This window comes from Psychrobacter sp. T6-5 (assembly GCF_052258485.2).
Taxonomy (GTDB): Bacteria; Pseudomonadota; Gammaproteobacteria; order Pseudomonadales; family Moraxellaceae; genus Psychrobacter.
The window spans coordinates 681,865-696,978 of the sequence record NZ_JBQQEY020000001.1; the positions used below are offsets into that span (position 1 = coordinate 681,865).

Below are 15,114 nucleotides of genomic sequence, written 5' to 3' on the forward strand. Positions count from 1 at the left end.
TTTAATCGCCATCAGAGCGTTCTTATCTTATCGAGTATATCCTACATAGGAATTAGGTTATAAAAATTAGGTCATAGGAATTGGGTTTTTGTTTCGAGCATCTGTGTGCGTAATCCACCAGCTACCGAGGCAGAGATAGGAATCAATGGCGTTACAGTGGCTTGAAAGTCATGATAAAGATCCTCGCGCGTCGGATACACGACCGTACTTAAGTTGCCATCTGCATCTACCTCATGACGCCAGCCGCCGTGCTCAAGATCAATCAAAGTACTGGCAATATAATCCCAAGCCAAGCGGTAGTAATGTTCAAAGCGTGGATCATCCGTACGGCGCGATAGCATCAGTGCGGTATTGGCCATCTCAGCCTGTACCCAATAAGGACGGTTTGGTATTGAAATCTCATCATCCCAACCAATGGTATAGACCATGCCGGACTGACCGTCAGGTGCCCAGCCGCGATCGATAGCGCTATCAAATAATGCAACGGCATCAGGTAGCAGCCAATCAGGTACGTCATAACCATGCGCGATACAAGCAGACTCAGCCTTGATTAGCAGTCCTGCCCATTCTGCAAAATGACCAGGTGTGAGTCCCCAAGGCCTCAAATCATCAGAAGGTTCATTCGCATCGTAGTCGGGCAACAGATTCCATTCACCATCAAAATGTTCAGGTAGGCGACCATCGTAAGTACTAGGAATATCATGACCGAAACGCTTGGCTAAGTGTAGTGCGCGGTCTAGCCAGCGCGTCTCACCCGTGGCATCTGCCAGTGCTAAGCAGGCTTCGGTCGTATGCATGTTGCAATTGGCGCCGCGATAGTTTTCAGGATCAGACCAGTCAGCCGCAAAAGAGGGCAGCATCGATTGTTCATCTTCTAACCAAAAATGCTGATCAATGATTGTTATTGCAGCCTCCATCAGCTCTGTACCACGCGGACGATCTGCGATACTGGCAGACGCGCCAGCGAGAGCAACAAAGGCATGCAGATAGGCGTTTTTGCGTGATGGGTTTTCATGAGTTGAAGAAGCATCACTGAACCAACCGCCATGTACCGAGTCTCGTAATGGGCCATCGAGCAACGCATCTAAGCCATGGTCAGCAAGTGTTGCTGCACCCGGTATGCCCATTAGTGCCGCTAGCGCATAGCAATGCACCATCCTCGCAGTGATGATGCTCTTTGCAGTGTCATCTACCATGCTCCCATCGTGACCGAGAGTAGCAAACCCTGATAGCACGCGCGCTTTGGCATAATGTTCGAGCAAACGTTGCCCTTCAGCGAGCAACCAACGGCGATGAGTACTGCTATCTGCCCAACAGACAGATAGCAAATCAGAGGAGTCAGGAGAATCCATGATATCAGCCATTGGTAATCATGCCTCCGTTTATGTGTAAGGTCTGCCCAGTCACAAAGCTACTGTCTTGGCAAGCAAGAAATACATAGGCAGCACCCATCTCACGTGGCTGACCCATACGCCCCATTGGTGAGGACATGGATTCTAAAATATCTTTATCAAAGTCTTTAAATACCAGTTGAATCTCGCTTACCACAGGACCTGGTGCTACCTGATTAACGCGAATACCGCGACTAAGTAATTGTTGCGATAGCGCGCGGGTGTAGCCAACGATAGCACCTTTGGTCGCGGTGTACGGCACCAATACATCGTTGCCGACATACGCATTCACTGAGGTGGTATTGATGATGCTATCGCCTTCTTTCATATGCTCAAGGGCGGCGCGGGTTGCATAAAACATCCCTGCCATATTGACATCAAAATGCTGTTGCCAGTCTTCATCACTGACCTCAGACAAATCATGATACGGTTTTTGCATACCAGCGTTATTGACTAGCACATCAATGCCGCCCCATTGTGCCACGACAGCTTCTACTGCCTCTTTGCAACTACTGCTATCTGCCGTATCACCCTGCAATACCAACGCGTCTGTGCCTTCTGCTTCAATACCTTTACGTGTCTCATTTGCGCTTTCTTCGTCAGAGTGATAAAGGATGGCAACTTTGGCACCTTCGCGTGCCATATGAAAAGCCACTGCACGGCCGATACCACTGTCTCCTCCAGTGATCAAAACGCGCTTGTCAGCCAGTTTTCCTGAGCCTTTATAGTTATCATTGATATATTCAGCAGGTGGCATCATGTTGTCGATCTGGTCTGTCATAATCTGTATCCTTTGTTCTTTTGAGGTATTGTTTATTGTTATTACAGCAAGCCTATGACGCTGGTATCAGTATTTTTATAATGCTATTTTAGGATGTCCGCCTCATAGTCTTGCTAACAGTCATCATAATACCCAAATGCATTTTTTGAAATATTACTCGGTTAATGTTTGGTAATTTAAAGATGCAGTTATGATACTTACTATCATGAATAAATACCAAGCAAAAAGGATATTGAGAAAATATTAATTAATAAAGCGATCACCGTCTAAGACAGACGGTACAAGATATTGAGTAATTTAAAAAGGTGTAAAGACGCGGCAAAAAATAGGCATTTAGTTGAAACGCTCACTCGGATAGAGACTCAGTCTACATAACAAAGCTTATACACAAGCGGTAAGCCGCTTTATATTTATCCTAGTGGCCGCATATATGCATAGCAATCAGCTGATGAATCAATAAATCGCACTTTGTCGGAAATAGCATAAATATGAGATATATCTATAAAAGCGATAATCTGATTAATAAGAAAGGCTGCCATACTAGAGACAGGTTATACTAGTATGCTGGCACTGGTATTTTCATGAGTAATATGAAGATGACCACTCATAGGATTTGATAATGACCGTACCCGAAAATATTGATTTTTTTAATAAGTTTAGCGTCGCTGTCCCAAGCTTTATTCGTCATCCCACACTCAGAAAACTGGCCGAGCGAGTACAACATGAGACATTGAACGCGCTTACGAGTCCGGCGATGTACGAGAGTGGCAACACCTCACAAAGCACGCGCATTTTGGACAGCTTATATCAGACACCCATTGCTGATGCATCGATATTGGTCGCGATCACTCATGAGCGTAAACCAAAAATATTATTGACGCGCCGAGCCGCTCATATGAACAGCCATGCGGGAGAGGTCTCCTGTGCAGGCGGCAAACACGAGATAGGTGATGGCAACAACGTCGTAACCGCATTACGTGAAGCCTGTGAAGAGACGGCGCTACCACCTAATAAAGTGCAATTACTGGGACAACTACCGATCCAAACGTCCAAAAGCGGTATGAGCGTACGTCCAATTGTCGCACTCATCGCCCCAGGTCTGGTGTTAGTTCCTGAAGTGGGAGAGATATCGCGTATTTTTTGGGCGGATTTAGAGTCGTTAGTTAACCAGCCAACGGTGGAGTATGCGGTAGAATATAAAATGCAAGAACAAACCGCGACCATACTGACGCCGAGTTGGCAAGTGGATGGTGAGACAGTATGGGGACTGACAGGGCGCGTCATTGCCAATTTATTAGAAACAGGGTTTGATCGTCAGCTAGAATGGTATTACCGCGTAGAAAACAAACGCTGATAGATATCATCTACTTATAATAATCATCATTTTTCTTAAGCCACCAGTTCATATTGTCTTGGCGCTTGGCACGAAATGCTTCTAATTTTTGGGCGACCGTTGCATTGTGCTGCCGCGCAGTATCAAGGGCAAACAGAATCGGCACGGAAGACAATACGCCAAAGCGTATCTTTGATTTTGGTAAAGCTAAGCCGTCACCAATATCATCACCGACCAAGGTGCGCGTCACACTGGCATTGACCATTTCCACAAAACGTCCACGTCGATTGTCTTCGCCCATTAACTGACGCGGCAGATCATGCAAGGCTTTCGCCAGTGGTTGCCCCATCTTAAAGTCTAGTTGCTGTATCGATAGGTAGGTATACAGCCATTCCCAGCTAGCCGCTTCATCTTTTGGCAGACGCGCTAAATCAACGCCCATCCAGTAGCTGGCAAGATTCCACAAGTGCAAAATACCTTCCGCTTCCTCAGGGCTAATACGGGCGCCGAGCAGTCGTAGGCCGCGCATAATCAATAATGAAAACTGTAAATGGGTGGCAATCATGTCAGTTTGGTTAATCGGCACGCCCCAATATGCCATGTTCCAGCTACCATCAGGATTATGATGTTGGTCGGCGTTTGGTATCACGCCAGCTGCCGCATTGCCCTTACCTTTGAGCAGGTTTTGCCGTACCAATGTATGAATCTGACGTACTTTGATGGATTGTCGCCAGCCCTCAGAGCCAATCGCCAATACTTGATCGACAGGTTGAGAGTGATTGCGCATGCTCATATCTGATTGTGGATGCTCAGACACCGCCAAGATATAGGCATAGGTACGCATGAGCCGTGGTAGCGCATCGTGCATCAACGCGCCAGTTTGAATGAGTGGTAGTGATAGAGCTGGGATGCTATAACCTGCCATCAGCGCGACATTACGCAATAGCCAAATGAGCATCAGCGGATAGCGTCGATAGGCGACCGCACCGATTTGCGCGAGTTTGGGGTCGAACCAATCAGGATGACTGCTAAATTGCTCAGTTAATGCGTTAAATGAGGCATTGGTTGCGAGATCGCTATTTAGGTCTAGACCATCGCCGCTGATAATCTGTTGTAGGGGCTTTGCAAAGCGGATATTGTTAGCGGCCAAGTCATCTGCGAGTGGATCGCCAATATCGTAGCCGGCGACTATCTCCTCTAGTAGCGCAGGCGAAATAGCAAAATCTTTTGGCAGTAGATATCGCTTAATCCGCTTTAACACTTGCAAATCACTATGGTCATCGATAGCAGTCGTACGCCCATGACGCAAATAAGACGCTGTTGATGGATGCTGCGTCTTATTGGTGGGGATATTTGCAGTATTGGTGATTTTCTTATCCATATGATCAAACACCTTTATAAGTCAGCTATAAAACAACATTCGTATCGCATAAGCGATCCATAACCATCACTTATAAGCGTTAATTGATGGACTCAATGAATCTCGTTGCCTTTGTATCGTACTGATACGAGATTTTAGGTCACGTATTTCATCAGATAAGAACAGCAGTCTTGCACGCGCGTCTTTCATACTAACGATAGGGCAGACATGATGCATTGGATATTCTCGTCTGCCGACATGAAAATTATTGCTAATGCTACAGCTGGTTCATTAACAATAATCAACCTTGGCTAAATACCTATTTTTCATTAACAGGTTTTGCAGATAATAAAAAGCGACTTATAAGCTAATAGGCTCATAAGTCGCTCGTTTTGTTATTAATGAGAGCGAGTCAAATCGACTGATGTGCCGCTGACATTATCTTTCAAGCTCACTTTGAGCATGATGTAACCTGCGATACCAGAAACGATAGAACCCATGATGATACCCAAGCGCTCATCAAACATAGTGGTGTCGCCAGCGAACGCCAAGCCACCGATAAATAAGCTCATGGTAAAACCAACACCGCACAATAGCGCAGCGCCGTAGATTTGCTTATAGTTCATACCTTTTGGCATGGTTGAGATACCAAGCTTAAAGATTAACCAGCACATAATCATGACGCCCAACTGCTTACCGATGAACAGACCTGCGGCAATACCTAGTGGTACTGAATGGAATAATTCGGCTAGACCTGCGCCTTCGAGTGAGATACCTGAGTTTGCAAAAGCGAATATCGGCAAAATACCAAAGGCAACGGTGTTATGTAGGTCATGCTCTAGCTCTTCAAGCGGAGAGTGCTCAGGGTCAGTGCGATCAAACATAGGAATAAATAGTGCTAAGACCACCCCAGCCAATGTTGCATGGATACCCGACTTGAGCACCGCAATCCACATGATAATACCAATAAGTAGATAAGGCGTGATGCTAGTGACGTTACGACGATTAAGAAGGTACAAGAATGGCAGACATAGGCCAGCCAATGCTAACGACTCTAATGATAAATCGCTAGTATAAAACAGAGCGATAATCAAAATCGCACCGATATCATCAAAGATAGCAATAGAGACCAAAAAGACTTTTAGAGAGTTGGGTACACGGTTGCCAAGAAGGCTCAAAATACCAAGCGCAAAGGCAATATCCGTTGCCGCAGGAATGGCCCAACCTTTCCAAAATTCAGGCTCATTGTAGTTAAAGAGTAGATAAACAATCGCAGGCATGATCATACCGCCCAGTGCTGCACCAGCTGGCAGGATAATCTGCTTGACGTTGGACAGTTCACCAATCAATACTTCACGCTTGAGCTCAAGCCCGACCAAGAAAAAGAAAACAGCCATTAGACCGTCATTGATCCAGTGGTGAGCATCTTTGGCAATCGCAAACTCACCAATTTGAATGGCAACTGGTGCGTGAATAAAACCTTCGTACCAAACATTAAGAGGGGAGTTGGCAATGATCATTGCAGCAACGGCAGCCAATGCTAAGACGATACCGCCCGCTGCCTCAAATTCAAAAAATGCCTTAATCCTTCGTATTGCCATATTATCCTCATCTCCTAAGTACAATTTACTAAATAATCTCAAATATCCACGTTACTATTCATGACGATATAGCAAGCAGATAAAAACAGTTTCTCACACTCTTATTAATATAGACAACAAAATACGCTGAAATAACGCCATTAGCCCATTATATCGTCTCAATGACAGTGACATTATAAAGGCGATGTGATGAGCAAAATAGTTGTAAGTCGTTAAATCTTTTTAACAAACTGTCCGTTATATGAGAGATTTAGAACACTATTGGCTAAATCTAGCAGACTTTGTGACGTTTTTGGCTTTTTTTGCAGTTTTATATCTATAATGATCGACGCATTATGACGTTATCTCATGTCTTAAGAAGTTTTCAGGGAATTTATCGTCTTATCACTACTATTACCAATAACAGCTATTACCAACGATAGTAGTGTCATTAGTAAGTTTTTAGCCTAGTATCTGAGGCTTCCTTTTCTCTTATCACCATATTTTGTAGGTCAGCATTATGGACTTAACCTTCTCACTAGAGATTATTTTGATGCTTACGGCTGTCGCAGCATTGGCAGGATTTATTGATGCGATTGCTGGCGGCGGCGGTCTGTTGACCATACCTGCGATGCTATTGGCCAATATCCCACCAGTGCTCACGCTCGGCACCAATAAGCTACAAGCTGCTTCTGGCGCATTGGCCGCATCCATTACTATGATAAAAAAGGGCGTCGTCAAACCGCAGCGTATTAAAGTGGCTATTATTGCCGCGTTTATCGGATCAGTCTTGGGTACCATAGCGGTGCAGATGTCGCCGCCAGATTTGCTCGAAAAACTGATTCCTTTTTTGATTGCCGCTATCGGTATTTATACCTTATTTGCCCCTAGGCTTGGTGAGGTAGAGGCCGCTCCCCGTATATCAGAGGGTAAGTGGCAAAAAGGAGTAGCACCTTTGATTGGCTTTTATGATGGGTATATTGGTCCCGGCACAGGGATGTTTTTTGCGCTGGGTAATGTGGCATTGCGCGGTCGTCAGATTATTGAAGCGACAGGCACAGCAAAAGTGTTGAATCTATCGACCAATATTGGCTCATTAATATTCTTTATCTTGGGTGGCAATGTACTGTGGAAAGTGGGGCTAGCAATGATGGTGGGACAAACCATCGGTGCCTATTTTGGTTCACATATGGTCGTCAAAGGCGGTAGTAAGCTGATTCGTCCGATGATTGTACTGGTGTGTTTGGCAATGTTGACCAAATACGTTTTTGGCTAATGAGAGTAACCACACTCATGATCTACCTCAAAAAAAACCTCAGCCAATGTGACTGAGGTTTTTTATTTTATGAAGGTCTATCTAGCAGAGGTGATTAGTGGCGACGATCAACGTCATCGTACTCACTACCCATGATGCCATCATTCATGACTTTAGAGAATTCACGCTCGTTGTCTTCATCGATATGACCGTCAAACACGTCTTTGGCACCAGCATTAGGATCGTTATAAATAGCAAGATCCATTTTGCCTTCTGATTTTGCTACGATAGCAGTCACTGCTGCATCACCACCAACGTTCACGGCAGTACGTAGCATGTCTAGGATACGATCCACACCTAGAATCAGACCAATACCTTCGATTGGTAAGCCAACTTGAGCAAATACCATAGACAGCATGATCAAGCCGACACCAGGGACACCAGCCGTACCGACAGAGGCCAGTACTGACATCAAGATAACGGTTAGATATTCGGTCACGCCCAAATCAATACCATAAATATTGGCAATAAAGATGGTCGCTGTCCCTTGCATGATGGCTGTACCATCCATATTGATTGTGGCACCAAAAGGAACAGTAAACGAAGCCACTGAGTTATTCACACCCATACGTTTGGTAACGGTACGTAAGGTAATCGGAATGGTCGCGTTTGAGCTTGACGTACTAAATGCAAAGATTTGTACTTCGCGCATTTTTGCCAAAAAGGTTTTGATAGATAGACCTGAAGAGACTTTTAGTACAATCATCATAGTAACGAAGAAGTGGAAGGCCAAAGACCCAACCAATACTGCCATATAGCTTAGCAGTGACAAAATTAACTCAAAGCCTAGCTCAGACATCGCCTTGGCTAACAGCGCAAATACACCATAAGGGGCTAGGTTCATAATGATGGTCACCATCTTTAGGATGACTTCATTGATAAGCTCTAGACTTTGAACCAAGCCTTTAGCAGGTTTACCCACCATCAAAATACTGATACCGATTAGAATGGCAAAGAAAATAATCGATAGCATGTCGCCATTCGCCATCGCACTTATGGGATTTGAGGGAATAATGTTTGAGAACACATCAAGCAGTGGTGGCGCTGATGCGGCTTCAAACGTGGCTTCAGATTCGATATTCATGCCTTTACCGATACCAAATAGCACACCCAATCCAATCGCCGTTGCAATAGCAAGCGCGGTTGTCATCATATAGATCATAAATGTTTTGGTACCGATACGTCCTAGCAGACGGATATCACCAATGCCACACACACCACAAATCAGTGAGATAAGTACTAAAGGTACGACCAACATTTTTAGCGAGTTAACAAATAGCTTGCCGATAATAGCAAAGGCACCATTTGTGATGTAAGTATTAACGAAGCTGCCTTCGCCATTTAATCCTGAGTAGTTTAAAAATAGACCCAGTATGATACCGAGCACCATGGCAACGATAATCTTGCCTGTCAGTCCCATATTTTTCCACATATCCATATCCTTTGTGTGCATAACAGCGCTATAGTCAGCGTCACCCAAATCTATGTGACCGTGTTTGCCAATCTAACTATAATGCGTGTTATGACTATTAAGTTCTTGTGATTGTCGCTTGATGTCACATTTTCGAGGACAATATAAAAGAATAGTTAAGGGCACTGCAAGATTTTTTTTATCATTTTATTCCAAGAGAACAATCCCTGTCACAACTATGTGCCCATAAAATAGTGATTATTTATTGTAAACGGTTTGTTTCTGATATGAAACAATATATTCATGAAAGAGTTTTTAGGGTAAATGGATATATCAAACTATTGATATTAAACCAGTGTTATCACTTTGATGTTATAAAATACGTTTGCATTTTGGCAAATCCAAAAAAAACCAGACTGTCGCGTGTGGACAGTCTGGCTTTTGAAGTTTTATATTTATCGTCATGAATAATCACGACACTCATGAGTTTACGCGTTTGAATTGACCTTTTAGTTATACCTTGTCATCTTCTTCGCGAGGTAGATGCGTCTGATCATCTGAGGTTTGGAGGTGTTTATCACTTGCGCTTTCGTCGACTTCATCAGGTGGAGCAATGTGGCGACTGTGGTTGTTACTCATACGCTCATTGAGGTGTGACTCTGCATCACGGTAGCGATGATCAAGCGCTTCGGCTTCAGGATTTGATTTCTCAAAATTCGCCTGTGACTTAACTTCTTGCACAGTATCTTGCTCACTGACCATTTCTACATCACCATCGCTCTCATAGCCGTGATTGGGATTGGCATCACCAGTCTGTGGTTCTGTATTTGTCGTATCATTTAACTCATGCGTGACTGGCATCTCACCGTCAGTCGATACGCTACTTTTGTCTTTTGCTTCTTTTTTTAGCTCTGCATAGTTTGTTAGTTGATTGACAGCGTTTTCGAGCGTATGTGGATTATCGCGCTCTTGAGCTTCTGATAGGTGCTTATCAAATACATCGGTCAATAATGAATCAAAGCGCATGGCATTGTATTGAATCAGCACTTCTGCCTCTTCCTCAGTAATACCGCCGTTTTGGCTCGCATGTACCACATGGTCTTCAAAGGTCAGGCCTTCAAAGCTGTCCTGATGTTCTGCCTTTTTGAACTTCTGCCACAGTGGTTCGATCTCAACCAAGGTCTGATAAGCATGCTCCATACGGCCTGTCACATCATCTGGGTCAGTATTGTAATAAACCATAGTTTTGAGATAATCGCGGAATGGATTGGCAGCAAAATCATCCATGAAGGTATCACCCAGCTGACGTTTTAGCTCATCGCTTGCTGGCGTAAAGATACGTCCACTAGGGAAAGTCACAAAGCTCACCACATTGGCGGCCATACGATTAGGGAAGTTGGCAAAGAAAGACACAAAGGCTTCTTGAATCGTGTATAAGCTGTTTTGTAACGCAACTTCAGCATGTAAACGCTCAGCTTCGGATTTACTACCATGTTCATAAAATTGCAAAATAGCCGTCGCGATAAATAAGTGGCTATGAATATCCGCTAAGCGACCAGACAGCATCTCTTTACGTTTTAGATCCCCTGCTAACAGTCCTAACGCCATATCTGCAGTCAATGCAAAGCCAGCACTAAGGCGGTTGATATGCTTATAATAAGGACGAGTAAAGGCATCAGCAAAACGTGGCGCATTATCACTACCACCGACGTAACCTGCGACGAACGCCTTTGCACCGCGGTTAAAGGTATAGCCTAAATGTTTGAAGAAAAGCGTGTCGAATTTTTCAGTCGCTGCTTTCTTATCTTCACTCTGTAGCAGTTGCAGCTCATCGAACAGATAAGGATGACAACGCATCGCGCCTTGACCAAAAATCATCAGCGAGCGGGTCAAAATATTGGCACCCTCAACAGTGATAGATACAGGAATCGCTTGATAAGGTATCGCTAAGAAGTTACGTGGGCCCATCTGTACGGCACGACCACCAACGACATCCATACCATCATTGACCACACTACGCATGGTTTCGGTCGCGTAGTATTTTGCCATTGCCGTCATTACTGATGGCGTACCACCTTGGTTTAACCCGCAAGTCACCAAATGGCGGAAAGCCTCTAACATATAAGTGTTACTTGCCATACGGCTGGTGGCGTCCTGTACGCCTTCAAACTTACCGACTGAGATTTTGAACTGTTCGCGAACTTTCGCAAACGCGCCGACAGACAGGTAGGTCATTTCACTGGCTGAGGTTGATAGAGCAGGCAAGGAGATACCGCGTCCAACGCCTAAGCACTCCATTAGCATACGCCAGCCGCGACCAGCGTTTTCGACACCACCAATGATGTAATCTAATGGGATAAAGACATCTTTGCCATCGACCGTACCATTCATAAATGGCGAGCCGATTGGGTTATGACGTGGGCCTGTGACCACCCCTTCGTGATTGGCAGGGATCAGTGCACAGGTGATACCGTAGTCGGTTTTGTCCGGATCTCCAAGCAGCCCTTCAGGATCATGCATCTTGAAAGCCAAACCCACGACAGTGGCGATAGGGGCTAATGTAATCCAGCGTTTGGAGAAGTTCATACGCAGACCAAGTACTTGCTCGCCCTCATGCGTGCCATAACAGACGACGCCTGTGTCAGGAATCGCACCTGCATCAGAGCCTGCCTCAGGTCCGGTCAAACCGAAGCAAGGTACTTCATCACCTTTGGCGAGACCGGGTAGCCAGCGCTGTTTTTGCTCGTCCGTGCCATAGTGCATTAGTAGCTCACCAGGACCGAGCGAATTGGGTACCATACAGGTCACCGCAGCAGTCGGCGAGCGCGACGCGATTTTACTCATCACGCGGCTTTGCGCGTAAGAGCTAAACTCTAGACCACCAAACTCTTTTGGAATAATTAACCCTAAAAAGCCATTACTTTTGATAAATTGCCACGCTTCAGGTGACAGCTCCTTATCTTTATGCTGGATTTGCCACTCATCGAGCATGGCGCATAACGTTTCTACTTCGTTATCAATGAAGTTTTGCTCTTCTTCTGACAGCTGCGGATAAGGATAATTAGCAAAAGCTTCCCAATTTGGGGCACCCATAAATAGCTCTTTTTCCCACCAGCTGGTGCCAGCATCGAGCGCTTCACGCTCCGTATCACTCATACTTGGCATCGCACCGCCTAATGCTTCATAGACCGGTTTGGTAATCAAAGACTGACGGATAGGTGTGATGAGTAAAACCAAACAAAGCAATGCGATTGGTACGCCCAAAATCAGGGACAGTGGGCTGATAATCGCGGTAACAATGACGGTAATCAGGGCAACGACACTGCCCGTAACCCGTGATAAGGACAACAAAAAGATCGCCAAGACCACGGCTAATTGAATGATGACTGCCAAAATAAACAAGCCAATTGCCATGACTATCTCCTGTGGAATACTGAATAAAAAGCGTGAAAAATATAGTGAAAAATATAAAAGGTAAGAAACGTCTGAATAACGATAATTATTGTTTTGTCTTATGTCATTGTAATGGATACATCGATAATAAAAATATATATAAGCGAACTATAAGACTACCTAATAATATGAAACAGTTGTCGATGACTATCAAGAGCCAAAATGCTACGCTCTGTCGATAATATGTATCAGGTATCATGACTAATAGGCTCTAATGAAGAGGGTTTGCCAAGCAGCTCAAATTTTCTGACCAGTTAAGCGATCAGTGTTATGAACTAACTAAAAGGCGCAAGGCAGCTTTCAGCATAAGATAAGGTATCGTTACGTCCAACGATTATGTGATCAACAAGAGAGAGGTCTAATAGGTCACAGGCTTTTTTTAGCTCATAGGTCAATACATTGTCTGCTGTTGATGGCTTGGCATCGGTATGGGGATGATTATGCGCGATAATGAGTTGGCTAGCCGCGTGGCTTAGAGCGTGCCGGAGTACATGCTTGATACAGACAGAACACGATGAGATACCGCCGGTGAAAAGTACCTCAAAGTTCAAAAGGTTCAGCGCATTGTCTAGACAGAGGACTGCAAATACTTCACGATGCTCACCGCGTAACTGGGTGCTGATATAATCTTTAACCACTTGCGAGCGCCCGAGCGCTTGCCCCGTTTTTAGCTTACTATCCAGATAACGTGTACCCATCTCAAGCGATGCCAATATCTGAGCGTACTTCGCGGGGCCGATACCATGACAAGCAAGAACAGTTTGTTGCGGGGCGGCCAATAGCTCAGCTAAACTGCCAAACTGATCAATCAAATGACGCGCGAGCTCAATCGCTGACTGTGACTGCGTACCCGTACGCAAAAATATGGCCAGTATCTCCGCATCAGACAAATGAGCGGCACCGAATTTCAATAATTTTTCGCGTGGTCTGTCATCCTCATGCCAGTCTTTAATCGCCATTGCCACTCCTTAAGAATAAATTGCTACTTGTTATCTGAGGTAAATACGGAAAATTTTACCCAATTTATCTCATAGTTGTTACTATAAGCGCAATTTTATCTTTTCACTTTTTTATTGATGCCACGCTTATGTCCAATATTGTGCTTGCTATTACCGGCGGTATCGCCGCTTATAAATCTGCTATATTTGCCCGCTTGCTGATTAAGGCAGGCTTTGATGTGCGCGTCATTATGACGACAGGCGCACAAGCATTTATCACACCGCTGACTCTACAAGCGTTGACAGGTAACGAGGTGCATGTCTCATTACTCGATGAGCAGGCAGAAGCGGGGATGGGGCACATTGAGCTGGCTAAATGGGCGGACTTAATTGTCATTGCCCCTGCGTCCGCCAATACACTCGCACGTCTGGCAATGGGTATGGCTGATGATCTATTGACCACAGTGTGCCTTGCCACTACTGCGCCTGTCATTATTGCTCCTGCCATGAATCAGCAGATGTGGGCGCATCCAGCAGTCAATTTGAATGTACAAACCCTGCGCGATATGAATTATCAGATTATCCAGCCAGCCAACGGTGAGCAAGCGTGTGGTGACGTGGGCGCAGGGCGGCTGCCTGAGCCTGAGCAGTTGTTAGCCGAAGTACTCCTGTTCAAAGCAATGAACACGACGCCGCAATTATTAGCAGGCAAAAGAGTGGTCATTACCGCAGGACCTACAGTAGAGGCGATCGACCCTGTGCGCTATTTGTCTAACCATTCTTCAGGAAAAATGGGCTTTGCTCTAGCGCGCGCTTGTGTGGCAGCTGGCGCAGAGGTGATCTTAATTGCTGGTGGAAAAGTGGCATTGCCTACGCCGCTTAATGTCACACGAATTGATGTGCTGTCTGCTAAAGATATGCTGATCGCTGCCCAGCAATGTGTGGATGGAACTCATAGCGAGCTTCAACTGGATTTTGAAGATGAGCATGACCATTCTCATGAGCACGCACATGAACACGCACATGAACATAGTCATTCTCACATTCATGAGAACCATCATGGCGATTGTAGTTGCGGTGATGAGCATGCACTACCGCAGGCTTATACTGAACACCAATTCGTAAAGACGGATATCTTTATCGCGACCGCCGCAGTAGCAGATTATCGTACTGAGGAAGCCGCACCGCAAAAAATTAAAAAGACGCAAGATGCTATGAATCTCAGCTTGGTCAAAAACCCTGATATTTTAGCGACGATTTCTCTTGCTCATCCAGAATTATTTGTCGTTGGTTTTGCCGCAGAAACACAGGATGTCGAGCGTTATGCGCGTGGTAAGCTCGCCGCAAAAGCGCTAGATATGATTGCCTGTAACGATGTCTCACGGGCAGACATTGGTTTTGCTAGTGATGATAATGCCATGCAGGTATTTTTCTCTGAGCGCTATGAGCGTGATGCGATAACGTTAGACAAAACTAGCAAAGACAAAATCGCTGAGCAGTTAGCCAGTATTATTGGTGAAACAATCGCTCAACGTCAAAACAGCTAGTGGTA

The 15,114-nt window shown here is 45.1% G+C and carries 9 protein-coding genes and 2 pseudogenes; 4 read left to right on the forward strand and 7 right to left on the reverse strand.

Going from position 1 to position 15,114, the window contains the following annotated elements; translation table 11 throughout:
- Nucleotides 1-71: 71 nt before the first annotated feature.
- Both ACTXGK_RS17540 and ACTXGK_RS17545 read right to left on the reverse strand, forming a co-directional pair.
- Complete coding sequence (locus tag ACTXGK_RS17540; RefSeq protein WP_443515939.1) at nucleotides 72-1,352, reverse strand: AGE family epimerase/isomerase; 1,281 nt, start codon at nucleotides 1,350-1,352, stop codon at nucleotides 72-74.
- A 4-nt stretch (nucleotides 1,353-1,356) separates the two neighbouring features.
- Nucleotides 1,357-2,172, reverse strand: a complete 816-nt coding sequence (locus tag ACTXGK_RS17545; RefSeq protein ID WP_443515937.1) for an SDR family oxidoreductase — start codon at nucleotides 2,170-2,172, stop codon at nucleotides 1,357-1,359.
- A gap of 619 nt (nucleotides 2,173-2,791) precedes the next feature.
- On the opposite strand from ACTXGK_RS17545, the gene ACTXGK_RS17550 reads away from it, so the two are divergent.
- The gene (locus tag ACTXGK_RS17550) at nucleotides 2,792-3,526 is read left to right on the forward strand and encodes an NUDIX hydrolase (RefSeq protein WP_075106727.1); all 735 of its coding nucleotides are present in this window, start codon (nucleotides 2,792-2,794) and stop codon (nucleotides 3,524-3,526) included.
- 10 nt (nucleotides 3,527-3,536) lie between these two features.
- Here the strand turns inward: ACTXGK_RS17550 and ACTXGK_RS17555 are convergent, their stop codons facing one another.
- Both ACTXGK_RS17555 and nhaA read right to left on the reverse strand, forming a co-directional pair.
- Nucleotides 3,537-4,886 (reverse strand): oxygenase MpaB family protein, encoded by a 1,350-nt coding sequence (locus tag ACTXGK_RS17555; RefSeq protein ID WP_443515935.1) that lies wholly within the window; start codon nucleotides 4,884-4,886, stop codon nucleotides 3,537-3,539.
- 377 nt (nucleotides 4,887-5,263) lie between these two features.
- Nucleotides 5,264-6,466 (reverse strand): Na+/H+ antiporter NhaA, encoded by a 1,203-nt coding sequence (nhaA, locus tag ACTXGK_RS17560; protein WP_201597831.1) that lies wholly within the window; start codon nucleotides 6,464-6,466, stop codon nucleotides 5,264-5,266.
- 499 nt (nucleotides 6,467-6,965) lie between these two features.
- On the opposite strand from nhaA, the gene ACTXGK_RS17565 reads away from it, so the two are divergent.
- Complete coding sequence (locus ACTXGK_RS17565; protein ID WP_238038848.1) at nucleotides 6,966-7,721, forward strand: TSUP family transporter; 756 nt, start codon at nucleotides 6,966-6,968, stop codon at nucleotides 7,719-7,721.
- Nucleotides 7,722-7,815: 94 nt separating this feature from the next.
- On the opposite strand, the gene ACTXGK_RS17570 is transcribed toward ACTXGK_RS17565, so the two are convergent.
- The 3 genes from ACTXGK_RS17570 to radC all read right to left on the reverse strand — a co-directional run bounded on the left by ACTXGK_RS17570 (nucleotide 7,816) and on the right by radC (nucleotide 13,583).
- Complete coding sequence (locus ACTXGK_RS17570) at nucleotides 7,816-9,192, reverse strand: dicarboxylate/amino acid:cation symporter (protein ID WP_201597847.1); 1,377 nt, start codon at nucleotides 9,190-9,192, stop codon at nucleotides 7,816-7,818.
- A gap of 492 nt (nucleotides 9,193-9,684) precedes the next feature.
- Entirely contained in the window at nucleotides 9,685-12,585 is a 2,901-nt protein-coding gene (locus ACTXGK_RS17575; RefSeq protein WP_443515933.1) for an acyl-CoA dehydrogenase, read from the reverse strand.
- A gap of 314 nt (nucleotides 12,586-12,899) precedes the next feature.
- Nucleotides 12,900-13,583, reverse strand: coding sequence for a RadC family protein (gene radC / locus ACTXGK_RS17580; RefSeq protein WP_443515932.1), 684 nt, complete (start codon nucleotides 13,581-13,583; stop codon nucleotides 12,900-12,902).
- Nucleotides 13,584-13,711: 128 nt separating this feature from the next.
- Between radC and coaBC the strand changes: the two are divergent.
- Nucleotides 13,712-14,497, forward strand: a pseudogene (gene coaBC / locus ACTXGK_RS17585) (bifunctional phosphopantothenoylcysteine decarboxylase/phosphopantothenate--cysteine ligase CoaBC); the annotation flags it as partial.
- A gap of 162 nt (nucleotides 14,498-14,659) precedes the next feature.
- A pseudogene (locus tag ACTXGK_RS17590) lies at nucleotides 14,660-15,109 on the forward strand (phosphopantothenoylcysteine decarboxylase domain-containing protein); the annotation flags it as partial.
- Nucleotides 15,110-15,114: the final 5 nt, after the last annotated feature.